The sequence below is a fragment of the Rothia uropygialis genome, assembly GCF_004137765.1.
In the GTDB taxonomy this organism is placed as follows: domain Bacteria; phylum Actinomycetota; class Actinomycetes; order Actinomycetales; family Micrococcaceae; genus Rothia.
Genome location: NZ_NOIS01000003.1, coordinates 277,923 through 300,491 on the forward strand (window position 1 = coordinate 277,923; position 22,569 = coordinate 300,491).

The 22,569-nt window shown below is 61.0% G+C and carries 17 protein-coding genes and 1 tRNA gene; 11 read left to right on the forward strand and 7 right to left on the reverse strand.

The window, feature by feature from the left end; genetic code table 11:
- Positions 1 to 612: 612 nt before the first annotated feature.
- From EWV35_RS07985 to EWV35_RS07995, 3 genes are all read left to right on the forward strand, one after another.
- On the forward strand, positions 613 to 1,383 hold the full coding sequence (locus tag EWV35_RS07985; protein WP_129660287.1) for an SDR family oxidoreductase: 771 nt from the start codon (positions 613 to 615) through the stop codon (positions 1,381 to 1,383).
- A gap of 382 nt (positions 1,384 to 1,765) precedes the next feature.
- The gene (locus tag EWV35_RS07990; protein ID WP_129358403.1) at positions 1,766 to 1,969 is read left to right on the forward strand and encodes a cold-shock protein; all 204 of its coding nucleotides are present in this window, start codon (positions 1,766 to 1,768) and stop codon (positions 1,967 to 1,969) included.
- A 203-nt stretch (positions 1,970 to 2,172) separates the two neighbouring features.
- On the forward strand, positions 2,173 to 2,688 hold the full coding sequence (locus EWV35_RS07995; protein WP_129660290.1) for a ferritin: 516 nt from the start codon (positions 2,173 to 2,175) through the stop codon (positions 2,686 to 2,688).
- 121 nt (positions 2,689 to 2,809) lie between these two features.
- On the opposite strand, the gene EWV35_RS13530 is transcribed toward EWV35_RS07995, so the two are convergent.
- The 6 genes from EWV35_RS13530 to betT form a co-directional block, all read right to left on the reverse strand.
- Positions 2,810 to 2,932: a hypothetical protein gene (locus EWV35_RS13530; RefSeq protein WP_274542952.1), complete on the reverse strand. Its 123-nt coding sequence runs from the start codon at positions 2,930 to 2,932 to the stop codon at positions 2,810 to 2,812.
- Positions 2,925 to 3,284 carry a hypothetical protein gene (locus EWV35_RS08000; protein WP_129660293.1) on the reverse strand — a complete coding sequence of 120 codons (360 nt, stop codon included), beginning with the start codon at positions 3,282 to 3,284 and terminating at the stop codon, positions 2,925 to 2,927. The genes EWV35_RS13530 and EWV35_RS08000 overlap by 8 nt, the downstream gene beginning before the upstream one ends.
- A 259-nt stretch (positions 3,285 to 3,543) precedes the next feature.
- Positions 3,544 to 4,260 (reverse strand): glycosyltransferase, encoded by a 717-nt coding sequence (locus EWV35_RS08005; protein WP_165168452.1) that lies wholly within the window; start codon positions 4,258 to 4,260, stop codon positions 3,544 to 3,546.
- Entirely contained in the window at positions 4,257 to 5,621 is a 1,365-nt protein-coding gene (locus EWV35_RS08010) for a bifunctional PIG-L family deacetylase/class I SAM-dependent methyltransferase (protein WP_129660299.1), read from the reverse strand. The genes EWV35_RS08005 and EWV35_RS08010 overlap by 4 nt, the downstream gene beginning before the upstream one ends.
- A complete protein-coding gene (locus EWV35_RS08015) occupies positions 5,618 to 6,661 on the reverse strand; it encodes an acyl-CoA dehydrogenase family protein (protein WP_129660303.1) in 1,044 nt (347 codons plus the stop codon). Before EWV35_RS08015 ends, EWV35_RS08010 begins: the two co-directional genes overlap by 4 nt.
- A 281-nt stretch (positions 6,662 to 6,942) precedes the next feature.
- On the reverse strand, positions 6,943 to 9,132 hold the full coding sequence (betT, locus tag EWV35_RS08020) for a choline BCCT transporter BetT (protein ID WP_129660306.1): 2,190 nt from the start codon (positions 9,130 to 9,132) through the stop codon (positions 6,943 to 6,945).
- Between the two features lie 730 nt (positions 9,133 to 9,862).
- Between betT and EWV35_RS08025 the strand changes: the two genes are divergently transcribed.
- Positions 9,863 to 11,485, forward strand: a complete 1,623-nt coding sequence (locus EWV35_RS08025) for a thiamine pyrophosphate-dependent enzyme (protein ID WP_129660309.1) — start codon at positions 9,863 to 9,865, stop codon at positions 11,483 to 11,485.
- A 161-nt stretch (positions 11,486 to 11,646) separates the two neighbouring features.
- Here EWV35_RS08025 and EWV35_RS08030 read toward each other — a convergent pair.
- Positions 11,647 to 11,733, reverse strand: a tRNA-Leu gene (locus tag EWV35_RS08030).
- Between the two features lie 331 nt (positions 11,734 to 12,064).
- Here EWV35_RS08030 and EWV35_RS13270 point away from each other — a divergent pair.
- Genes EWV35_RS13270 through pknB form a run of 7 tightly spaced genes read left to right on the forward strand, consistent with a single transcriptional unit; the run spans position 12,065 to position 22,536 of the window.
- Complete coding sequence (locus EWV35_RS13270) at positions 12,065 to 13,141, forward strand: FhaA domain-containing protein (protein WP_238654296.1); 1,077 nt, start codon at positions 12,065 to 12,067, stop codon at positions 13,139 to 13,141.
- The gene (locus EWV35_RS08045) at positions 13,141 to 13,644 is read left to right on the forward strand and encodes an FHA domain-containing protein FhaB/FipA (RefSeq protein WP_129660312.1); all 504 of its coding nucleotides are present in this window, start codon (positions 13,141 to 13,143) and stop codon (positions 13,642 to 13,644) included. Before EWV35_RS13270 ends, EWV35_RS08045 begins: the two co-directional genes overlap by 1 nt.
- Before the next feature lie 5 nt (positions 13,645 to 13,649).
- Positions 13,650 to 15,548: a PP2C family protein-serine/threonine phosphatase gene (locus tag EWV35_RS08050; RefSeq protein WP_129660315.1), complete on the forward strand. Its 1,899-nt coding sequence runs from the start codon at positions 13,650 to 13,652 to the stop codon at positions 15,546 to 15,548.
- On the forward strand, positions 15,545 to 17,044 hold the full coding sequence (locus EWV35_RS08055) for an FtsW/RodA/SpoVE family cell cycle protein (RefSeq protein ID WP_193554093.1): 1,500 nt from the start codon (positions 15,545 to 15,547) through the stop codon (positions 17,042 to 17,044). The genes EWV35_RS08050 and EWV35_RS08055 overlap by 4 nt, the downstream gene beginning before the upstream one ends.
- Complete coding sequence (locus tag EWV35_RS08060; RefSeq protein ID WP_129660318.1) at positions 17,041 to 18,483, forward strand: peptidoglycan D,D-transpeptidase FtsI family protein; 1,443 nt, start codon at positions 17,041 to 17,043, stop codon at positions 18,481 to 18,483. The genes EWV35_RS08055 and EWV35_RS08060 overlap by 4 nt, the downstream gene beginning before the upstream one ends.
- A complete protein-coding gene (locus tag EWV35_RS08065; RefSeq protein ID WP_129660321.1) occupies positions 18,480 to 20,312 on the forward strand; it encodes a protein kinase domain-containing protein in 1,833 nt (610 codons plus the stop codon). Before EWV35_RS08060 ends, EWV35_RS08065 begins: the two co-directional genes overlap by 4 nt.
- Before the next feature lie 10 nt (positions 20,313 to 20,322).
- Positions 20,323 to 22,536 (forward strand): Stk1 family PASTA domain-containing Ser/Thr kinase, encoded by a 2,214-nt coding sequence (gene pknB / locus EWV35_RS08070; protein ID WP_129660324.1) that lies wholly within the window; start codon positions 20,323 to 20,325, stop codon positions 22,534 to 22,536.
- Positions 22,537 to 22,569 lie beyond the last annotated feature (33 nt).

Below are 22,569 nucleotides of genomic sequence, written 5' to 3' on the forward strand. Positions count from 1 at the left end.
GGTCAGGAGAAAACCCGGCCACAGGGTATTTTTCGTGGATTCCGCCTCGCCCCTCATCGAGCAGGACGCTCAGGCCTCATTACGTCCTCCCTCTGGCCTTCTTCCCAGCTGGGAGGGAAACAGAAGTCCACGACAACTCGAGCGTCCTCTTCCCGTACTTTGGACGACCTTGTCAACGGAGGCTTCCACATTTCATTTCTGCGGCCCAATGTTACAAACCGGAACGACTTGAGGAACCGTCGTGGAAGGTGGTTTCCGCCGAAGCATCACCTCGCAACGGTCTTTAAGCAAAGCGTCCCGCTCGAGTGCGAGCACGAGCGGGACGTTGGCTTCCGCAATTCCCCCAAACGAGGAGGGCCGATCGACGTCGGCACCTAGCCTCCGCGCGGAAGCAATTTCCGACCCCCATAGCCGGCCGGAAACCTTGAAGCAGATCCAGTTTGTACAAGATGTTGTATCTGTTGTATGTACCGATAATAACGGATCAACCCCAAGAATGCAGAGGAATTTGGGGGACAATTAGTGATTTGTAGCACTTTTCCTACTCACCAGTACGGAAGTTGCGCACCCCGCCCTCCCACAACATGCGCTGAAGGCCGTAAAGTGGCTGACATGAACGATTCGACCGTTTCACCGAGCTCCATTTCGGAGCCCCTTGCAGAAATCCGACGCCTCGCCTCCACAGAACCCGATCGGCCGATCGCCGTGGTCACCGGGGCCTCAGGCGGCATCGGCTCGCAGGTCGCACGGGATCTGTCGCACGATCACATCGTCGTCGCCATTGGGCGCAATAAGGATCGACTGGAGCAGGTCAAAGCCGACTGCGGCTCCGAGAGCATCGTCGTGCCACTGGTTCTCGACCTCGATGACGTTGAGAACATAGCGGAAACCCTTGGAAGCCTTCCGCGGGTCGATGCATTGATCAACGCTGCCGCGGTCGCTCCCCGCTTCACGCTCGAGGACGCCCGGCCATCCGACTGGGAAGCGGCCCTTCGCACCAATGTCACCGCTCCTGCGGAAGTCACACGCTCGGTTCTTCCTCAGTTGCGAGAATCTCGGGGAACCGTGGTGTTCCTCGGTTCGGGGGCTTCCCGCGCGTCCAACCAGTACAACGTGATTTATTCGGCCACCAAACACGCGCTGCAAGCGACAGCGGACGGTTTCCGGAAACAGGTCTCCGAAGACGGAGTCCGTGTCGCAACCGTCGCACCCGGACCCACCGACACGCCTATGGTCCACTGGGACGACGAATATCCGAAGGCCGAGCCGCCGACGTTCATCGACCCTGCGACCGTGGCGCGCTCAATTCGCCACGTCATCGACGCCCCCGACGACACCCAGATCACCGAGGTTTGGGTTAGGCCTCGCATAGAGGCCAAGTGAGGCTGGCCGTGCGGCGGGGCCCACGCATCCTTCAGCCAATCTTCTGGAGCGCAAGGACGTAAATCACCGCGCCGCACGGCAAACTCTTCACACAGGACCCCAATTGCCTGGTAGGGTAATTAACGTACACGCCGAACAGCGACGCACAACGAGGTCCGTCAGCGACATCGGCTTTTTCAATTCGAGACACACAGGCCCCCTGATCCACGGCGGGCCAATCATCAAACAAGGCGGCGACATTTACTATCCCGCCTGATCCCCACCAATTTTTTGAGTTCTTTAAAGCAGTACGCCTGCATTCAGTAGCTCAAGAACCGCGTCGGCAGAATCGATGCGGAGTACATGGTCACCTCAGGTGGCCGACACGAAGGAAAGAATAATAATGGCTACAGGCACCGTAAAATGGTTCAACGTCGAAAAGGGCTACGGCTTCATCGCTCCCGATGACCAGTCCAGCGATCTCTTCGCTCACTACAGCGCCATCGAGGGCTCCGGTTTCCGCGGCCTCGAAGAGGGCCAGGCTGTTGAGTACCAGGCCGAGCAGGGTCCCAAGGGTCTCCAGGCTACGAGCATCCGCGTTCTCTAAACGCGTTGTCCCCGCAATGAGGGGATAGCTGAAAGGGCTGCTGGCGAACATGTGTTCGTCAGTGGCTCTTTTTTTGTGTCGCTGCACCCTGCGATTGCGTGTGGGAAACCTCCCCTAAATTTAGCCATTGCATACCTGAAGTTGGTTTGAGGAAAGGCTCCACACGGCTGACAACGCGGGAAATTCGGCTTATTCTCGAAGCTATGAAGATGTCTACAGACCTTGAAAAGAAATTCCAGGACCAAATCACTCTCGAGTTCGAAGCCTCGATCACCTACCGACAGCTGGCCATCGAGGCCGATGAGCAGGACCTTCCCGGCATTGCCGCGTGGCTTCGCCACCAGGCGGACGAGGAAGTCGTGCACGCCAACAAGTTCATCGACCACCTCTCGGACCGTGGCAACCACGCCGAAATCGGCCAGATCAGCGCCCCCTCGGTCAAGACCGGGCTGTCCGTGTTGGAGATCTTCGAGGCCGCGCTGGCCCACGAGGAGAAGGTTTCCCAGTCGATTCGCGACCTCTACCGCGAAGCCGACGCCGAGGGGGACTACGATTCTCGTCCTTTGCTCAACTGGTTCGTTGATGAGCAGATCGAGGAAGAGGCCACCGCCTCCGAGATCATCGGCCGCATCAAGCTGACCGAGAACGACGGCTCCGGAATACTCCGCCTCGACGCAGAACTCGGCAAGCGCCCCGAAGAGGGCACCGAAGACGACTAGGAATCGATCCTCACTTTTACAAGCTGAGGGCCCTCGAACCTCAACGGTTCGAGGGCCCTTTGTGCTTGCATCTTCTGTGCGAGCACAAGCTGACTCCTCATGAGTCGAAAGCGTATGCGAATCAGTCCTTGGAGTTTTTCTTGCCCTTGTCGATGCGCTGTTCCTCGGCCTCTTGATTCGTTTCGCCTTCTCCGGGTTCTTCTTCGGAGATCTCTTCTTCGGGTCGATGGTTCGATTCAGTCATGATGCTCTTCCTTCCGATCGGATGTTCCGGTGACCTTCGGGACGAAAATGGTCCGCCCCGTCGTCACACGCGGTTTTGCCACCGCGAGGCAAATTGCCTCTCGCACGGCTTCGGGATCCTGAGGTATGCGATGCCAGACGATGCCTGCACTGGGGTCGCTGCGATCCTTGGGGATGATCCACCCCAAGGAGATGAACGCCCTTGTCAGCGACGCGATGTCCTCTGCTATGGGAGTACCGTCCGTGTCACGGACCTCGCCGCTGCTTGTTTGAAGTCCCCATCGGTACTTCGCGCAGATCTGCAAAGCCCACTGGGATTCGTCGCGCACGTATTGCGGGGGAATCTTGAGCATAGTGACCGACACCGGCTGGGTATCGTACGAGATGGTGAGCTCCTTTGCCCGGTGCATCAGCAACGATGCCCGACGCAAAAGGTCGCTCCAAAACCTCCGGTGTCCGCAGCGCCTGCCTTCCGGCGAGCAAACCGTCCATTGGTGTAGTGGTCAGCCATAATCCTTACCTTCTTGTTTTTTACGGCTGTACGCTTCACTGCCCACTCAACCCCGAGTCAGCCCGGAGTTCAAGTGCTTTTGCCGTGCTTTGCGGGGGAAATTATCGGCCCAGCTGGTTGTCCAGGTCCCTCAAGTATGCGGAGAACCCTTGGGGCACACGCCCCGTCCTCCGTGCCGAAGTCACGACTCGCATGGAATCGGTGGCCACCCAGCGCGCGCCCGTCTCCTTGAGCCGCGCGACGACGTCAAGATCTTCCCCGACCTGCAGGTTGCGGAAGCCGCCAATCCCCTCGAGACAGCTCAGGCGAATACCCATATTTGCCCCGTGAATGGCCGAATGACCTTCGCCCAAGGGGTGCTGTTCGAGCCAGAGTCGGCACGTCGGAGTATGAGGGGGCTCGTCGGGCATGACGCTGCCGATCACGAGGTCCGTCCCCTCATTGGCCAGGGAAATATGCTTGGCGAGCCAATCTTGGGGCACACGCGAATCGGCGTCGGTGTGCGCGGTCCAAATGTTCTCGGAAGGTATTCGCTGAAAGAATTCCGCGAGTCGAAGAGTCCCGGCGGCACGGACGGAGCCGACGCTCGCGAAATTTCCCTCAATCAGCGTCAAGACCTCTTCACCAGTGTGTCGGGCCGCTTCCGAGACCACGCGAGCACTGCCATCCGTGCAACGGTCCAACACGACGACGATATACGTCGGCACGTTCACCTGCTGAGCGGCATCTCTGATCGAGGCCAAACAATGTTCCAGATAGCCCTCTTCGTTGTGGGCGGGGACGACGACGCCCATGGCCTGGAGTGAGCGCCCGTTCACGACGCGACCTCCCTGCTCGACTTCTCCGCGGCCCAGAGAGCGAGCTCGAAATCGGGATCCGCTATGGTCACCGCCCGCGGAAGGTCGAGCTTTTCGTCGAGGATTCGGTGAACGCCAGCGGCCCGCATCGGCCAGCCCACGATGGGGTGGGTCCAATGGCATGCAAGGACTGTACTGGCTCCGGAGGCAGCGATGAGCTCCCCGAGCCTCGACAACCGCCCCGGGCTGAGAAAGTAACCGATTTCGGAAAGCACCACCAGATCGAAGTGTCGACCGCACACGGCCTCACCCCATTCTTCGGGGACGGACGCACGAACCCATTCGATGCGATCGGATACGGTCTCCTCTCGGGCGCGGGCCAGTGCGTCGGCGCTCTCGTCGACCGCGAGGACACTGTTGCATCGAGTGAGAAGATCACGCGCCAAAGTTCCTACGGAGCACCCCAACTCGAGAACTGTTCCGTATTGGGGCCGCGGCAACGCCGCCAGGGTCAAGGCCCTTTTGCGCTGTTCGTACCAGCTGCTCTTGGTCGCCCACGGGTCCTCGGAGATCCGGTGGAGCTCATCGAAGGGGCTCACTTCGCCGCGCTCCGGGGCCAGGAAGACCTCGAAACCGCGATCAAAATGGGCCAGGACCTCGGCGGACAACAAGGCCTCATTGCCTTCTTCGGGGCCGAGCGGTTCGGTTTGGGAACGATGCTTGCTCAGGGCGGCCTGCTTGGCCTCACGCATGGCCTCGTCGAGGTCGAAACGGACGAAGGGTTGTTGCGCGGCGCAGGAAGCCACATCGGATGGCGTCCCCCAGTGCCACAGCCACAAGGGCGCCTCCAGGTGAGTCGCATCGGTTCGCCACGCCGCGATCGAGGCCGCCCGAGCCGCAGCCTCGTGATCCGTATGTCCGTCCCCACGCCACGTCGAAACGACGAGGGTACGGCTCGCCGAAAGGCCGAGGAGGTCCACGAGCACATTGACCAGCTCCGTCTGGCTCTTCACGAGGCGACTGTCTCCCAGATCCAGCAAATGGACTCTCGCGTGCGGAGCCAGCGTCGACGCGGCCTCCCGGATTTCACGTTCCCGGATACTCCGCAGATCTGCCGGATCATGCGTCGGGGAATTCGGGTGTGATGCTTCGCCGGCCGTCGCGACCACGATGTCAATCTCCATCCCCCGAGCGCCGGCGGCCGTGATGAGGCCAGCTGCCGTCAGCGTTTCGTCATCGGGGTGAGCCGCGACGGCGACAAGCCGGTCAAATGGCTCGAGGCTCAGTTTCTCTGCGGTTGCCAGCAGCGGCTCGGAACTCCATACGGATTCGGGTGTGCCGGAGTCGTCGTGGCGGAACCGGGGCGCCTGTTCCGGGCTCACGCTCGTGCCCAGATGGCCGTGGCCCCGTCGAGAATCGCCTGACCGACACCGGCCACGTCCCTTTCGGGCTTGTACTGCTGCACATAGACTTGCAGGTCAGTGACCCTTCGGGCGTATTCCTCGTCCTGGGTCAACGGGCCTGGCCCCAGAGTGTGTCCTACCGCCGAGAGCACCGTCTCGCATGCCTTGTGCACCGTGCCGCGTACGCGGAGGGCAAGCGGCCATAGATCCTTGGCTTCAGCACCGAGGGCGTCGTCGCCGTGGATTGCGGCGGAGGCCAGCACGTTGCCCGCGGCTTCGAGTTCCGTCGAGCATTGGCCGAGGTGGTACAGCGCAATTTGGTCGGGGGTACGAGAACGGCACGAGGTCTCCAGCTGATGTGCCAGTGCACATGCAGCACCCCACCACACGGCAGCGACACCAATGCCTCCGAGCGCGAAACCTGGCCGGGAGAAGTACCACTGATCTGCGCCGACAGGTTCAGCCGGGACGTTGTCGAACTCGATCGACGACGTCTGGATTGCCCTCAGCCCCCTGGCAACCCAATGTCCGTCCGTGACGACTACGCCGTCGCCTGCCAGGGAGACCGCAAAGAGTCGCCGTTCGGTCTTTGAAGTCCATGCCGTGACGAGCGCGTGAGAAACGTATCGAGCCAGGGAGCACCACGGCTTGCTTCCGGTGATTCTCCATTGGCCGTGGCCCATTTGCGTCGCTTCCAGCCGGTCGTTGGCAGACTCGGCGGCGTAGACGCCCCACGTCGAGCCCTCGGGAATCTCGATTCGTGGTTCAGTTGCCTGGTCCAGGATCGCGAGAGCATCCAGATGAGGCTCGACGGTACGCGCAACCGTCAAGTCGATCGCCCCCAATGCCGCGAGACCTTGCCAGTGAGATAGCGTATTTCCGTTTCCCGGCGACCCCAGTTCCCGCGCAATATCGGGGGCGATGCGCAAGGCGAGCTCCGGGTCGCCTGCCGCCTCGCGCGCCTTCTCCTCGAGCTCATGCGGAAGTCTGGCGCGATACGTCACAGTTTGAAGAGTCATGTTCACCTCGGGCGTGGTTCAGTGCTCAGGCTACGAGCTGTCCAAGAAAAAGATAGCACCGCGAACCCGGGCCTCCACGGCGGATGGCCGGGCTGTGGATCGAAGGCACTTCCTTCCCAACGCGAGGAGTTCCAAGGGTCGTCTTTCAGACCGCCCGCAAACCTCCCATGGGGCTCGGAAGACCGGACGAAAGCTACGTTTCCCCTAGCCAAGTTCAGGTTATCAGCGACTCGCAGATTCTCTGGGGTCAGACCCGCGCCGATGCAGCGACCGCATCGTTATCACTCCGCGGGCGTCACCACCGAGACGGCGTCGTGAGCCGCCGAATAGCTCAAGAACCCGAGGTGAGCCTCGAAGCGATCCAGGACGTCGTCGATCACTTGCTGCTGGGTCAACCCCATGAGGTCGTACCCTTCGGAACCCGTTTGCGTGAAGACTTCGAGCCGATAGTACACATCCGTTTCTCGGGACATCCTGCCACCGAACATCGGCACGGGGGCCTCCACAACCCCCGTCTGGTACCGGAACGTGCGATGCTCCGGAATGTCGACCAAGAGGGTGCGCTCGTCGACGCCCATTTCCTCATTGGGCAACGTATCAAGGGTTGCGACATACCCCTGCTCCACAAATTCCGCGGCCACCGCGTCCAGAGCTGGGGAGACGGTCTCGTCCGCGAATTCCTTGATCATTTTCTTGGAGGGGTAGGAACGCATCCGCGCCAAGCGCTGCCTCCAGGTTTTCTCCGGTTTGACCCCGCCGTCGGATGCGAATGCCGCTCGACTCAGACGCCGCCCTTCCTGTTCGGCACGCTCCATGCGCAGAACCTTGGAGAACGACGCCATGACGAGATAGGCCACCACGGTCACGGGCAGCGCGAAGATCAGCGTCGCATATTCCATGGTCGTGACGCCGCCCGCCACCAGCATCGCTATCGTCAACAGGGCAGTGAGAACGGCCCAGAAAATACGCAGCCATTTCGCGCCGTCCTGAGAAGGGTCCGGAATGGTCGAGGAGAAATTGGACATCACCATGGCGCCGGAATTGGCGCTCGTCAGGTAGAACAACAGACCAGAAAGAGTAGCCAACCCGATGAGGAAAGCCGCACCCGGGAAACTCTCGAGCAGGGCGTACCACCCTGCCTCCGGCGAATCCATCGCGAGCTGGGCGAATTCATGGTCCCCACTCATGACTCGTGACAAGGCACTGTTGCCGAAGATCGTGACGATGAAGAAATCGCACAGTACAGGCGCAGTGATAGCGGCGATAACGAATTCCCGAAGGGTACGCCCGCGGGAGATGCGCGCGAGGAACAAGCCCACGAACGGTCCCCACGCGAGCCAAAAAGCCCAGAAGAACAAGGTCCACGTTGACATCCAGGCTGATCCGCCGTCTTCGTAGGCCATGGTTTGCATCGTGCGATCCGGCAAGGACCAGATGAACCGCCCAATGTTCTCGACCATCGCGTTAAGCAGAAAAGCGGTTTTGCCCGTCACGAGGATGTAGATCATCATCGCGGCCGCCGACCACAGGTTCAGCTCCGAAATCAGACGAATACCCTTGTCCACACCCGACGTGCAGGCGGCGATGGTCATGACCACGGCAACGAGGACCAGAGCAATCTGAAGAGCCAGACCCTCGGGGAGCCCAAAGAGCCAGGAGAAACCGACGTTGAGAAGCACGACGCCGATACCCATCGACGTCGCAACGCCGAAGACGGTGCCCACCAAGGCGAAGATGTCGATCACGTCCCCGGTCGCCCCGCGAACACGTTTTCCGAGCAGTGGGTACAGCACCGCACGAATCGACAACGGCATGCCCCACCGGTACGCAAAATAGCCCATGGCCATGCCGAGCAAGGAATACATCGACCACCCTGCGACGCCATAATGGAACATCGTCCAGACCACGGCCTCGTGCGCGGCCTCGGTGCTCTCCGGGTCGGCATTGATCGGCTGCATGTACTGAGTAACGGGCCCGGTCACGGAGTAGAACAGCATGTCGATACCCACGCCTGCGGCAAAGAGCATCGAGACCCAAGTGAACAACTTGTATTGGGGACGGGAATGATCCGGCCCGAGCCGCACTCCACCCAGCTTCGAGGAAGCAACCCACAGGACGAAGAGAATCACGCAGGTGACCGTGATGACGTAGAACCACCCGAGGTTCTCAGCAATCCATGCCACGACGTTGCTCATGGTCGATTCAGCGGAATTCGGCACAAGGATGGCCCATACGGAGAATGCGACGACAACCACCGATGAAATCAGCAGGACTCTCCAGTTGACCTTGGGGCCGACGTCCTTGCGCAACTCAGCGGGGCCGCGGCTCAACTCCGCGCTGGAGCTGGGAGGGCGATTCTCCTGGCGTTCCACCACGTCGGCGAGTGACCGTTGGGAGCCGCCGAAGCGCTCGCGCTCGACCCCCGCGGACGTCTGGTTCCTTGGCGAACTGAATTCCTGCGGTTCTGACACGCACTCTCCTCTTCTCGACTGCACTCTTCTCGTGCCGGTGGGTCGCACCAGCACACACTGGTCCAGGGCATCGATTACGCATTCGCAAACGCCCTGCGGCTACTCGTTGGATCCTTGAAGACGCGGAGCCACACCGGCGCGGGGCTCTCAACGTTGGGACGGCCTGGTCAGCAGGGGTAGCGCGCTGATTTTTCGCGCGTCGCTGACTCTTCGCTGCGTCCAGCGGATTCCATGGGCACCCTATTCAACATAGTTGGCTGGGATTTTCCTGGCAATTGCGCCGAGTTGGTGCGGTGGCAAAAGGTGGAGGCGGTCCGATACTTGACACGAAATCCGCAAGAATTACCGGGCCCTGGCGTTAAACCGGCAATGTACATCTTGACCCTGTTGTTTTTCTGTGAAACCAGATCATAACTCACCTCTTTTTCACAAAGGCCTTGCGCAGAATCAAAAGAAGGCAAGAAGACTCGAGACCGGCTACCGGCCCGGCTACCCACGACCTCGTCCGAAGGTATGTTTCGCACCGGTTGTGCAGGTAATTATTAAGTAAGAACGGTGTCGCTTCGGTGCGGTGGCGATAATGTGGCACTCGGTGACGCAGCACACGAGTCGCTTTGGCACTATTCATGCATTCGTTGTTGTGGCACTTCTTTCCTGCCCATGTCCAGGCCTTCGGGCCCGGGCTCATTCGACCGTCTTTTGCCCCTACTTTTCTGAAAGAATTCACCACATGACCTCAGCCGGACACGCGATCATTCGATCGCTCGAACATCACAGCATCGACCGGATCTACACCGTGCCCGGAGAGAGCTTTCTCGATGTCCTCGACGGGCTCCACGACTCAACCATCGATACCGTCGTCTGCCGACATGAAGGCGGAGCGGCCTATATGGCCGAAGCCGAAGGGAAACTGACCGACGTGCCCGGCGTCGCCATGGTTACTCGGGGCCCCGGGGCAGCCAATGCGCACGTCGGTCTCCACACCGCATGGCAGGATTCGACCGCAATGGTCTTGTTCGTCGGATTGATCCCTTTCGAGCACAGGGAAAAAGAAGCGTTCCAGGAATTCGACCCTAAGGCTTGGTTCGCGACCGGAGCCAAGAGAGTCATGATTCTGGACCACCCGGACCGCGCGAGCGAGCTCGTGGCCGAGGCGATCTTCGCCGCTCGGTCGGGCCGTCCGGGACCCGTGGTGGTGGGTTTGCCCGAGGACATCATCCAGCGGGAAATCAGCCCCGAGCTGCACCCTCAGATCCCCATCGCGACCGGCGGCATGACGGTCAGCGATTGGAAGGAACTGCACAATGCACTGTTGGACTCGGAGAAGCCTCTCTTCGTTTTCGGCGGCAACGACTGGACGCAAAAAGCCGCAGCGGACTTCACCTCGTGGATGGAGGCGCACGAGTTGCCAGCCGGTGCGGAATGGCGCTGTGAGGGCACTGTACCGTTCACGTCCAAGAGCTATATCGGCCCTTTGGGGTACGGCAGACCGGAGCACTCGCGTCAGACCCTGGACGAAGCGGACCTCATCGTGTTCGTGGGGACCGTGCCCGGCGATGTCATCACGGACGGGTTCACGTCGCGACAGGATTGGGACAAGCGGAACTTCCTCGTGACCATCGACCCCGGTCTGCGCGGCCGTTCGGGCCCGGTCACGCACCAGATCGTCGCCAAGCCGGACGTGTTCGTCCGAGACCTGTTGCGGATGGATCTTCCAGTCAAGGATTCGTGGCGCGACTGGCGGGAGAAATTGCGCAGTCAACAGATCGAATTCTCGACCCTGCCCGAGGCGCGAACCAGCGGTCAGGCCAGCATGGATTCGCTGATGAGTCATCTGGTGCCCCGGCTACCGGAGGATTGCATGGTCACCTTCGGGGCCGGTGAACACACGAATTGGGCCCATCGGTATTTCCCGACTCACGGTTACGCCCGTATGATTTCGGCCCGTAACGGATCCATGGGATATTCGGTTCCTTCGGCGGTTGCCGCGTCCTTGCGCCATCCCGAACGCCTGGTCGTCTCGATAGCCGGGGACGGCGAATTCCTGATGAATGGGCAGGAGTTGGCCACGGCCGCTCAATACGGTGCAACACCGCTCGTCATAGTGGCCGACAATCGTGAATACGGGACCATTCGGACGCATCAGGAACACCAGTATCCGGGGCGGGTCAGCGGAACCCAGTTGCACAATCCCGATTTCGCCGGGCTGGCCCGCGCCTATGGCGGATCCGGCGTGCGGGTCGAGAACAACGAGGAGCTGCCAAACGCGCTGGACGCCGCCCTGAGCGCCGTCGAATCGGGACAGTTCGCCCTGATTCATCTGGTCGTGCCGCAACGGCAGAAAGCGTACTGACCCGCTATCAGGGAGCACTCGGTGGCAGGGATGCCTGCCGTCCGGATGGGGAGTCAAAGCCCCGCATCCGGACGGCAAGCACCACAACCACGGGAAGACTCCTCGGATACAAAAAACCGGCTCGCCGCCAAGCGTCTCGCCTGGCAACAAGCCGGTTTTACTGGTGCGCGAGGGGGGAGTTGAACCCCCACGCCCTCTCGGGCACACGGACCTGAACCGTGCGCGTCTGCCTATTCCGCCACTCGCGCAAGTGACTCGCCCGCGATCCGAAGGATAACGGGCCAAAAGCAACGCTGACTATCGTACCCAGATCCACGAGGGACTGTCTAATCGAAGACGAGGTGCCCTTCGCCACGAGCCGCCAGACCGTCGGAAATTGCCCACAGTTCAGAAAAAACCGCGCTGCTTCGCCATCACATCCAGGAATTGCCCCATCGAATTGGTTCGATACCGACCATTCACGCTCTATTCAGGATAGGTCTCTACTATCCTTGTGTCCGAGGCCGTACGCGGTGGCGGTACCCCGTACCCTAAAGCGAGGGTTGCCGGAGACCGTAACCGCAGAACCAGGAGGCAACCATGGGACTCATAGAAAATGTTGAGCGGAGTCTCGAAAAGGCTGTGCGAGGGGTTTTCACCGCCGGCTCGAAGAACCGTATCGAACCGGTCGACGTCGCGAGCCGCCTGCGTTCAGAAATGGACAAGAAATCCTACGCAATCGCTGAGGGTCGAACCATCGCCCCGAACGTCTTCACCATCGAATTCTCGGATGCCGACTTCACTCGCGCCCAAGACTGGGGCCATGACCTGGCCGAGGAGCTCTGCGACGTCGCCATCCGACATGCACGGTCACAGGGTTACACATTGCGCGGCGCAGTTCGCGTCACTTTTACGCGCGCTCATACCGAAGAACTTCAAAAGGGCGAATTCCTCGTCCTGTCCACCCAAGAACGCGCCGGACGCTCGGCATCGCGCGGACGCCCCACCCGAACGGCCCCGAAAACTTCCGCCGCTGCTGCCGGGGAGCGCTACAACGCGAGCCAGGCCCATGCCCAGCAAGCAGGATCACCCGTAGGGCGGCAGGCGACCAACGCGCCGGCCGAGCCTGAACCGACTTATGCTCCCGGGTACGCGCCGGAATACGAGGCAGACCCGGCCGATGCCGCCGCCACGGCCGCCCCTGCCGCGGCGGCGGCCGCGTCAAGCAGAACCCTGCCCAGCGGCTCGTCCCGCATCGCGCCCCGAACTCCCAGCCGGCGGGGATCTGCGGGCGGCCGCCAGGCCGGTGCGGACCCGAACGCAACGCAAGCCATACCGTCTCCGCAGAGGTACGAACAGCCCCACCGCGCCACCCCGAGCTACAAGCCTGTCCTGGATATCAACGGTCAACGGTTTTCCATCCAGGCGAGCTCGATCGTACTGGGCCGTTCTTCGGAAGCAGACATAACCATCGAAGATACGGGTGTATCCCGGCGCCACCTGGAGATTCTCAATCAGGACGGTGTCTTCCTGGCCGTGGACCTAGGCTCGACCAATGGGTCATCGGTGGATGGAACCCGGCTCAATGGTCGACGAGAGCTCGTGGATGGGACTGTCATTACAATGGGTCGAACCAAGATAACTTTCCGCTTGCTCGCCCCGAGGAGTAGTCGATAATGGCCTCAGAGCTGACCGTCACGTTGCTCCGTTTCGGCTTCCTGGCTTTGCTGTGGGTATTCGTCTTCGTGATCCTCGCCGGGCAGCGGCGTGACCTCGGGATAGGGCAGACCCTCCGTTTCACGTCATTGCCCGGCCGCAAGAAGAACAAGAAAAAAGGCGACGCCCAAGCTGCGACCTCGACCGGCTCCCAAAAGCAACAGACGCCTCAACGGCCCAGCCAGCTTGCGATCATCGGTGGTCCCGGGTCCGGAAGCATCGCCCGATTGGGCGACTCCCCGGTGCTCCTCGGCAGGGCACAGGACTGCACCCTCCCCTTGGACGACGACTATTGCTCCGGGCACCATGCCCGCCTTTTCCCGCAGGGATCCCGCTGGTTCCTCGAGGACCTCGGGTCGACCAACGGGACGTTCGTGAACGATCAACGCCTGACGCGAGCGACGCTCGTCGAACCGGGTGTGCCCTTTACCGTGGGACGAACTGTCATTGAGTTGAGGGCGTAACCCCCATGAATATTGCTTTTCGGTACGCGGCACGCTCAGATACCGGACGCGTACGTGGCAAAAACGACGATTCCGCGTATGCCGGCCGCTACCTGGCCGTCGTCGCCGACGGCATGGGAGGCCATGTAGGCGGCAACGTCGCATCCGCCTCGACCGTTCTCGACCTGACTCCCCTGGATCATTCGGAATATGACGGCTCAGCGGGCACGATTCTTGCGGATGAAATTCAGACGGCCAACATCATCCTCAACCAATTGGTCGAGATGAATCCCCTGCTGGCCGGCATGGGAACCACATGTACGGCCCTTCTGGTCGACGGCGACGAACTCGAGCTGGCCCACATCGGTGACTCACGCGCCTATCGATTGCGCGGCAAAAAATTCGAGCAGATGACCACCGACCACACATTCGTCCAACGCCTGGTCGAAGAAGGCCGATTGCGCCCCGAGGAAGCAGAGCACCACCCGCACAAGAACGTCATCATGCGTGTTCTCGGGGATACCGACGCATCACCGGAACTTGAGCTCAAGCGCGTAGACGCGCAAGTCGGCGATCGGTGGCTCTTGTGCTCGGACGGACTCTCCGGCGTGGTCTCGGATCACACGATCGAATCGATTCTCGGATCGACCAACGATCTGCAAGAAATCTGCGAGTCCCTCGTTGAGTTGACCCTCGACGGAGGCGCACCGGACAACGTGACCGTCGCCGTGGTCGAGGTCAATGACGAGGCGAACTTGGCCAATGCCGTCACCAGCCGCCTTGACGCCGTGGGCCGGGACAGCCGGGCCGACGAACATCCCGAGCGCGTTTCCGAGGAGCCGCAAGCGGCCGTCGGAACCACGTCGAGCTCCGGGCTCGTGCCGGCTGGTTCATCGTCCGAAGAGTCCTCGCACCGCTCCAACGATCCGGATCAAGAGTGGCCCAAATTCCTGGATATAGAGGACGACTCATCCCTGGCACCCTGGGAAGAAGACTCTCCGGAGACTGGGGCATCGGACGTTGCACCCGAGGATGTCGCAGGCGTTGATGCCGGCTCCTCGACTCGGGACCGCGCCCCGGCAGACGAGGACTCCAACGAGTTGAAGGCCCCGTGGCGGCGGCGACTCCCCCGAGAACGTGGCGAAAAGGTCCGCCACACCCTTCGGCACGGCCGGTGGCGCGGTGATTCCTTCTCGGACTCCGTGCTCAATGCGATGATGCACCGGTCCGGAATCGACCTCGAAGAGGCCAGTCAGCAAGAAGAAAGCTCCGCCTCGATCTTGCGTCGAGAGCTGGAGGAACGACCCCACCTGCTGGTAGGAGCGGCTGCCTCCGCGACCCACACCGGCCAGATACCCACGGTAACCGATGCGACCGTTCAGCGCAGGGCGACTTTGGCACGGACACCGTCAATGGACACCGACGAGGGCGAGGAGATTCCGGACGAACTCCTCGAGGAGATGGACAGCCCCCGACGCCGGAAGCGACGCTGGGGTCTGGCCGCCTTCATCTGGGCATTCATTCTGGTGCTCATCGCGGGTGCTGTTTGGGCCGGGTTGGCGTGGGTCAACAGCCAGTACTACGTCGGCGAGAATAACGGCAAGGTCGCAATTTACCGCGGCGTCGACCAATCACTCGGACCGATACACCTCAACAACCTGGAGAGAGAGACCGACGTGAAGGTCTCCGATCTTCCGGACTATTCCAAATCGCGCGTCCACGAGGGCATTCACGCATCATCCGTGGCAGATGCCGAGCGTGTGGTGTCGGATCTGGACTTGGGTTCCCAAGGCGGAGGGGAGTCCGCCTCCCCAGCGCCCCACGGCACAGTATCGAGTGCTCCACCATCAAGTGATAAATCATCGAATTCAAGCAATGATAGTCAAAAACCCAGCTCAGACGGGCAAGGAGGTGACGACCAGTGACAACCCAGGCTCAACCTGCTCAGGAGTATTCCTATACTCCGGACGAAGAGCAGCACATCCCCAAGCCTCGTCGCTTCTTCGAGCTTCTATTGCTGGCCATCTCGTGGGTCATCGCTGTCGGCTCGCTCTGCCTCGTGGACCTGGACAACACGGCCACCTTCGATCATCGCGTCGTCGCCGCCGCGGCTGTCCTTGTTCTCGGTTCCCTCATCATTCACGTGATTCTCCACCTCAAGGCACGGTACGCGGATCCATTCATCCTCCCGATCGTGGTGGTTCTCAACGGCATTGGTCTGACGATGATCTATCGCATCGATCTCACCACGCCGACGTCCTCGGTCAGTTCCCAGACGGCGTGGACCGCCGTTGCAATGATTGCTTGCGCCGCTGCCCTGTGGTTCCTCACGAATCACAGGGTGCTTTTGCACGTCACGTACATCAGCCTCGTCGCCTCGATCCTATTGCTGCTCCTTCCATTGGTTCCTGGCCTCGGGACCGAGATCAATGGCGCTCGCATTTGGATCGCGATCGGCGGCAGGACTTTCCAGCCCGGCGAAATCGCAAAGATCACCTTGGCTATATTCTTCGCTGGTTATCTGTCCACTAATCGCGATTTGATCTTGCTCGCGGGCAAGAAGATCGGGAAGATTCGGCTTCCGCGCTTCAAGGACTTCGCACCGATGTTCGTAGCATGGCTCGTGAGCATCGGAGTCCTCGTCGTTCAGCACGACCTGGGCTCCGCGATCCTGTTCTTCGGGCTGTTCCTGGCGATGCTGTATCTGGCCACAAACCGGTTCACGTGGGTTGCTCTCGGACTGGTGCTGGTCGTCGTCGGCGGCTTCTTCGCGTACAAGACCATCAGCCACGTGACCCTCCGCATAGATTCTTGGGTCCACGCTTTTGATCCTGAGGTCTACAACCAACAAAGCGGCGGTTCGGGGCAGGTCGTCCAGGGGCTCTTCGGCCTCGCTTCGGGTGGCCTCTTCGGACGTGGTCTCGGTAACGGCAGACCCGACCTCGTCTCATTCTCGAATTCGGACATGATCATTACGGCCATCGGAGAGGAGCTCGGGCTCTTGGGCCTCGGAGCGATCCTGATGCTGTTCTTGTTATTGGTCTCCCGAGGATTCCGCGCGGCGTTGGGGACACCCGACGCCTTCGGCAAGCTCCTGGCGGCCGGGCTATCGGCCGCCATGGTTCTGCAACTTTTCGTGGTAGTCGGCGGAGTAACACGCCTTATTCCGCTGACCGGCCTGACGACGCCATTTATGTCCGCGGGAGGCTCGTCCCTCCTCGCGAACTGGTTCATCGTCGGGTTGTTGCTCGCAATCTCTCACTCGGCTCGTTCGCCTCGCGTGGTCAATGAGGAGGCAGCCGATGCCGAGACCACTGCGGATACAGGTCAGTTGGGGGCTACTGCGGCGATTTCCCGACTCGGCTCGAACTCTCATGAGGAAACTGCTTCTTCCCCACATTCAGCAGGAGGTCACTCGTGAACCAGGCCATCCGAAGAACATGGCTCGCCGCGGCGGGCGTCTTCATTTTGCTCATCGGCTCCCTGACGTACGTCCAATACGTGCATGCCGGCGCGCTGGCGGAAAATCCCTGGAACAGCCGCCAGCTTTACGATCAGTACGGATCAGCACGCGGGTCCATACTCGTCAACGGATCCGCGATCGCACAGTCCGTTCCGTCCAATGACAGCTTCGGCTATCAGCGCCAGTACTCGCAGACCGACGAGTACGCCGCCCTGACCGGGTACTTCTCGATGGTTTACGGGTCGACCGGCCTCGAATCCGCCATGAGCGATGAGCTCTCCGGAAAATCGGACTCACAGTTCTACGATCGCATCGCGCAAATCTTCTCCAACCAGGACACTCACGGTGCGTCGGTCGAGCTGACCATCGATCCGACGTTGCAGAAGAAGGCCACGGAATTAATGGCCGGCCACAAGGGCTCGATCGTTGCGATGAATCCGAAAACGGGCGAGATCAAAGCCATGGTCTCCACGCCCAGCTACGACCCCAATCAACTCGCGTCACACGACTCGAAATCGGTCATCCAGGCGTACTCCGAACTGAACCAGGACCAGGATCGTCCGCTCTACAACCGAGCCATATCCGGCGATCTCTACTCACCGGGTTCCACGTTCAAGATCATGGATGCGGTGGCCGCCTTGGAGTCGGGCAAATACAACAAGGATTCGGTTCTGGATAACCCCCAGAACCTGCCTCTTCCAGGCTCCTCTTCGACCTTGCCGAATTATGTCAATGGCAACTGTTCCTCCCAGTCCAAGACGGACTTGCAATGGGCGCTCGCACAATCGTGCAACACTCCCTTCGCACAGATCGCAATGGACCTCGGTGAGGATAAGATTGCCAAGACGGCAAAGAACTTCGGGTACGGCCAGGATCTGGACATCCCGATGAGCGTCACCCCTTCAAACTTCCCCAGTGGCATGTCCAAGAGCGAGCTCGCGTTGTCTTCGATCGGTCAATACGACGTCAAAACCACCCCATTGCAGGTGGCCATGATGTCTTCCGCAATCGCCAATAACGGCGTCCAGATGAAACCGAACATAGTCAAGACAGTTCGGTCCAACAGTCTGAGTACGCTCTACGATTTTTCGGCGGAGCAATTGCGGGAATCAACCTCGCCGGATGTCGCTCATCAAGTGCGCGACTGGATGGTCAACGACGTCGACGACGGAATCGCGTCCGGCGCGAAGGTCGATGGGACCAAGGTCGCTGGGAAGACCGGAACCGCCGAGACCGGCGTGGACGGAAACAACGAAGCGTGGTTCACCGGTTTCGCACCGGCGGACGACCCGGAACTAGCTGTTGCTATTGTCTATGAAGATGTAGATGCGGTCACAGGAGCTCAGCTCACGAGCCCTGGTGCCAAGCAACTTTTCGAGGCGGTGTTGAATCAGTGAGGCCCTCATCATCGATGACCCTTGGCGGTCGCTACGGCCTGACCGAGCGCATCGCTATCGGCGGTATGGGCGAGGTCTGGAAAGCCAAGGACAAAGTCCTCGGTCGCATCGTCGCCGTCAAGATCTTGAAAGAGGAGTACACGGGGGACCCCGGTTTCCTCGAACGCTTCCGCGCTGAAGCTCGCCATACGGCACTTCTGAACCATCCCGGCGTCGCCAACGTCTTCGACTACGGCGAGGAAGAAGGCTCGGCGTACCTGGTCATGGAGCTCGTCCCCGGCGAGCCGCTGTCGAACATCATCGAGCGCGAGAAAACGCTTCCGGCCGACCGGACCCTCAACATCATCGCCCAGACGGCACGGGCATTGGCCGCCGCTCACGCCCAGGGGCTTGTGCACCGCGACGTCAAGCCCGGAAACATCATGATCACGCCCGACAACCGCGTGAAGGTGACCGACTTCGGCATTGCCCGTCTGGCGGATCAGGTGCCGCTGACGGCAACCGGTCAGGTGATGGGAACCGCCCAGTACCTCGCACCCGAGCAAGCCACCGGGCAGACCGCAACGGCCTCATCCGACCTCTATTCGCTCGGAATCATCGGCTACGAGTGCCTTGCGGGGAAGCGTCCGTTCACCGGGGAATCTCAGATCGCGATTGCATTGGCCCAGGTCAATGATCCGCCGCCACCGTTGCCGAAGTCCGTGCCGGTGCCCGCGCAGGCCATGATCATGTGTCTGCTGTCCAAGGACCCGGCCCAACGCCCGGCGAATGCGACGACGCTCGCGAGCGCCGTCGACGCCATCCGACGCAATGACCTCAAGGCCGCTGTCAAGGCTGTTCCCGGGCTCTCGACGTACCTGCCGATCAGTACCGACACGAGTCAAACACAGCCCGTTACCACGCCTACCGAGTCCTTGGGCGGGCCGGACGCTACCCGCCAGTTCGGTTCGGGGGCCTCGGCCGCCGGATACCAGGCCCACCCCACCACATCGCAGCTGCCTGCCGTGGGCGAGCCTCGCTCGTTGAAGTACCAGGGCGATTACTCGGACAACGGTGCGGAGAAGTCGTCCAAGGGCGCTGCCGTTTGGAAATGGCTTGTCCCTGTGTTGGTGCTGTTACTGGCTGTTGGCCTCGGCATCTGGTGGATCGTGCAGTCGGGTTCGGGGACGGACGCCTCGGCGTCCCCTGGAGCGAGCGGATCCGTTTCTTCGGCGTCTCCCTCCTCGAGTTCCTCGCAACCGTCGGCAAGCTCGAGCTCGGCCAAGATGATTGACATCGACTCTTCGGCGTACAAAGGCAAGAAGTTGGACGACGTCGTTTCCCAGCTGGCGAGTATGGGTCTGACCGTCCGTTCGGAAGGGAAGAATTCCAGCGAGCCCGAGAACAATGTCCTCGAGGTCTCCCCTGAGGGGCAGGTTGCGGCCGGCTCCAACGTGACCGTGGTGTACTCCACCGGACCCGAGTCCGTTAACCTGCCGAGCAAGATGGTCGACCAGGATGCCCAGTCCGTCATAGATGAGATCACTCAAATGGGCGTGAACGTGACCCGTCACGATCAGACCTCAAGCGATCAGGCCTCCGGCAAAGTCGTCCGAACCTCCCCCAATGAAGGAAGCAAGGTGACGGTCGGCTCGTATGTGGACGTTTACGTGTCCACTGGATCTGGGAGCAGTTCGAGCCCCGCTCCCGAGAGCCCGGCGCCTACGTCATCCGCTCCTTCCCAGCCGAGCTCACCCTCGCCTTCGGCGGCCTCCACAAGACCGGCGACCAACGAGAACCAACAACCGGGTGAATCGTCCGACGGCGGCACCCCAGGCTCCAACGGATGACTGAGACCTTATGAATCTGCGCGTTCCACGTATTCTCGATAACCGATACGAACTGGGTGGGATCCTGGGTTCAGGCGGCATGGCCACCGTCTATGCGGCCGAAGACAACCGCCTGGGCCGTCAGGTCGCCATCAAAGTTCTGCGCCCCGAGCACGCCGAGAACAGTGTTTTTCGAACCCGTTTTCGCCGCGAGGCCGAGGCCATCGCATCGTTGAACCATCCAACCGTCATCGCGGTTTTTGATACCGGAACGTTCCGTCCGATGACCGAAGAAAACGCGATAGCGGATCCGGATGCCACGGCTCCCATGCCAAAAGTGGAGTTGGAGCACCCCGGCGACGACGACATCGAACCCGACGAAGAGGCAGACGCCGACTCCGTTCCCTACATCGTGATGGAACGACTGCACGGAGAAACCCTCAAAGACGTCATGGCCGACCGGGGGCAGTTCGCGATCGAAGACGCTCTGAGCTATACCGAGGGCATCCTCGACGCACTGGAATACAGCCATGAGCGCGGCATCGTTCACCGGGACATCAAGCCCGGAAACGTCATGGTGCTCAACCGCACCGAAGAGGACGAGGCTCTGGGTCGGCCAGCCCGGATCAAGGTCATGGACTTCGGCATTGCCCGGGCCATGACCGAAACGGCTCGTCCGTTGACCGAAGCCCAGACGATCATGGGTACCGCCCGTTACATCTCTCCGGAACAAGCCAGAGGTGAAACGGTCGACGCACGCTCCGATCTTTACGCCGTAGGGTGCCTGCTCTACCAGATGCTCGCCGGAAGGCCGCCCTTCGACGGTTCGACGAGCATCGAAGTTGTGGAACAGCACCTCCGGGAGGCCCCGGAGGTGCCCAGTACCTTCAGGTCTGAAATTTCACCCGCTCTGGACGCTTTGATCCTGCGGGCGCTCGAAAAGAACCGTATCGACCGGTTTCAATCCGCGGAAGATTTCGCTTTTGCGCTCCAGAATGCCTCCCACGGCATCAGCGTCGGCCATGCTGGCGCCCCCGACGAAGATCCGACGCAAGCCATCGGCGGTGTCACCGGAATCGCGGCGGGTGCCACGGCTGTTGGCGCGGGAGCCGCAGCGTCCCGGGCCGCTGACGGCAGGGCCCACCATGGCGACGACGAAGCCTACGAATCATCGCTGAACTCCCCGGAGGCCTCGGACTCGACAGAGTACGACGCGTACACCACGAACGAGGGCGACCAGCCCCAGATGGAAGACGCGAACGTCTCCGGTTTCTTCCCGTCAGCGCAAGACGAGTACTCCGAGGACGAGCTCTACGATTACGAGCGCAACAAGGCCCTCGCGGCCAAGAAACGGCGTCGTGCCGCTTGGAAGAACGTGATCCTCGGGCTCATCATATTCCTGCTCGCTGCAACCGCACTTGGCGCGTGGCTGTACTACCAGAACGAGCTCAACAAGCCCGTCTACGTGAATGTTCCGGCCGTTGCGAACCAGTCGGAGTCGGACGCCGAAGAGCACCTGCGCAATGAAGGCCTCAAGGTCAAGGTCGAGGAAGAGTTCTCGGACAATATCCAGCACGGAAATGCGATCAATACGGACCCCGCCGACGGAACCGAGGTCGAGAAGGACTCGACGGTAACACTTCGAATATCCAAGGGTCCCGCGAATGTACAACTCCCGGAGGATCTCTCGGGCCAGTCGGAAGCCTATGTGCGCTCCCGTCTCGAGGAGCTAGGCCTCAAGGCCGGGCGAGTGGAAACGGCCAACAGTCCGACCGTTCAGGCAGGCCTGGTCGTTGACACCAACCCCAAATTAGGCGAACGGGTCAGCGCAGACAGCACCATTAACTTGGTCCTCTCGACCGGCAAGGTCCAGGTTCCCCAAGTCGTCGGGCTCACACGTGACGAGGCGATTGCGACCTTGACCGGCAAGGACACCCTGCTCTCGACGGAAATCACCGATGAGGAGTCGAGCCAGCCCGCGGGAACAGTTCTGCGCCAGTCCGCACAGGCCGGGACGTCCATTGCGCAAGGCTCCACGGTGACCATCGCTGTCTCCTCCGGGCCACGTGCGACCCCCTCTCCCTCGCCCAGCCCATCGAGCAGTCCTAGTGGGAATTCCGGCGACTCGGCCGCGAACGGGGGAAATAACTCCAATGGGAATTCCGGCGGCAACCCGTCACCCAGCAGCAGCCCGTCGCCCTCATCCTCCCCTTCGCCTTCTTCCAGCCCCAGCTCGGGACGATGAGCGAGACGTAGTGAGCGGGCGGCCTCATGCCCA

What these genes read in the sequence shown, in the direction of transcription:
- EWV35_RS08050 (WP_129660315.1), top strand. Translation starts at nt 13,650, where the DNA reads ATGAATATTGCTTTTCGGTACGCGGCACGCTCAGATACCGGACGCGTA.
- EWV35_RS08025 (WP_129660309.1), top strand. Translation starts at nt 9,863, where the DNA reads ATGACCTCAGCCGGACACGCGATCATTCGATCGCTCGAACATCACAGC.
- EWV35_RS07990 (WP_129358403.1), top strand. Translation starts at nt 1,766, where the DNA reads ATGGCTACAGGCACCGTAAAATGGTTCAACGTCGAAAAGGGCTACGGC.
- EWV35_RS13270 (WP_238654296.1), top strand. Translation starts at nt 12,065, where the DNA reads ATGGGACTCATAGAAAATGTTGAGCGGAGTCTCGAAAAGGCTGTGCGA.
- EWV35_RS07995 (WP_129660290.1), top strand. Translation starts at nt 2,173, where the DNA reads ATGAAGATGTCTACAGACCTTGAAAAGAAATTCCAGGACCAAATCACT.
- EWV35_RS08000 (WP_129660293.1), bottom strand. Translation starts at nt 3,284, where the DNA reads ATGCTCAAGATTCCCCCGCAATACGTGCGCGACGAATCCCAGTGGGCT.
- EWV35_RS13530 (WP_274542952.1), bottom strand. Translation starts at nt 2,932, where the DNA reads ATGACTGAATCGAACCATCGACCCGAAGAAGAGATCTCCGAAGAAGAA.
- EWV35_RS08045 (WP_129660312.1), top strand. Translation starts at nt 13,141, where the DNA reads ATGGCCTCAGAGCTGACCGTCACGTTGCTCCGTTTCGGCTTCCTGGCT.
- pknB (WP_129660324.1), top strand. Translation starts at nt 20,323, where the DNA reads ATGAATCTGCGCGTTCCACGTATTCTCGATAACCGATACGAACTGGGT.
- EWV35_RS08015 (WP_129660303.1), bottom strand. Translation starts at nt 6,661, where the DNA reads ATGACTCTTCAAACTGTGACGTATCGCGCCAGACTTCCGCATGAGCTC.
- EWV35_RS07985 (WP_129660287.1), top strand. Translation starts at nt 613, where the DNA reads ATGAACGATTCGACCGTTTCACCGAGCTCCATTTCGGAGCCCCTTGCA.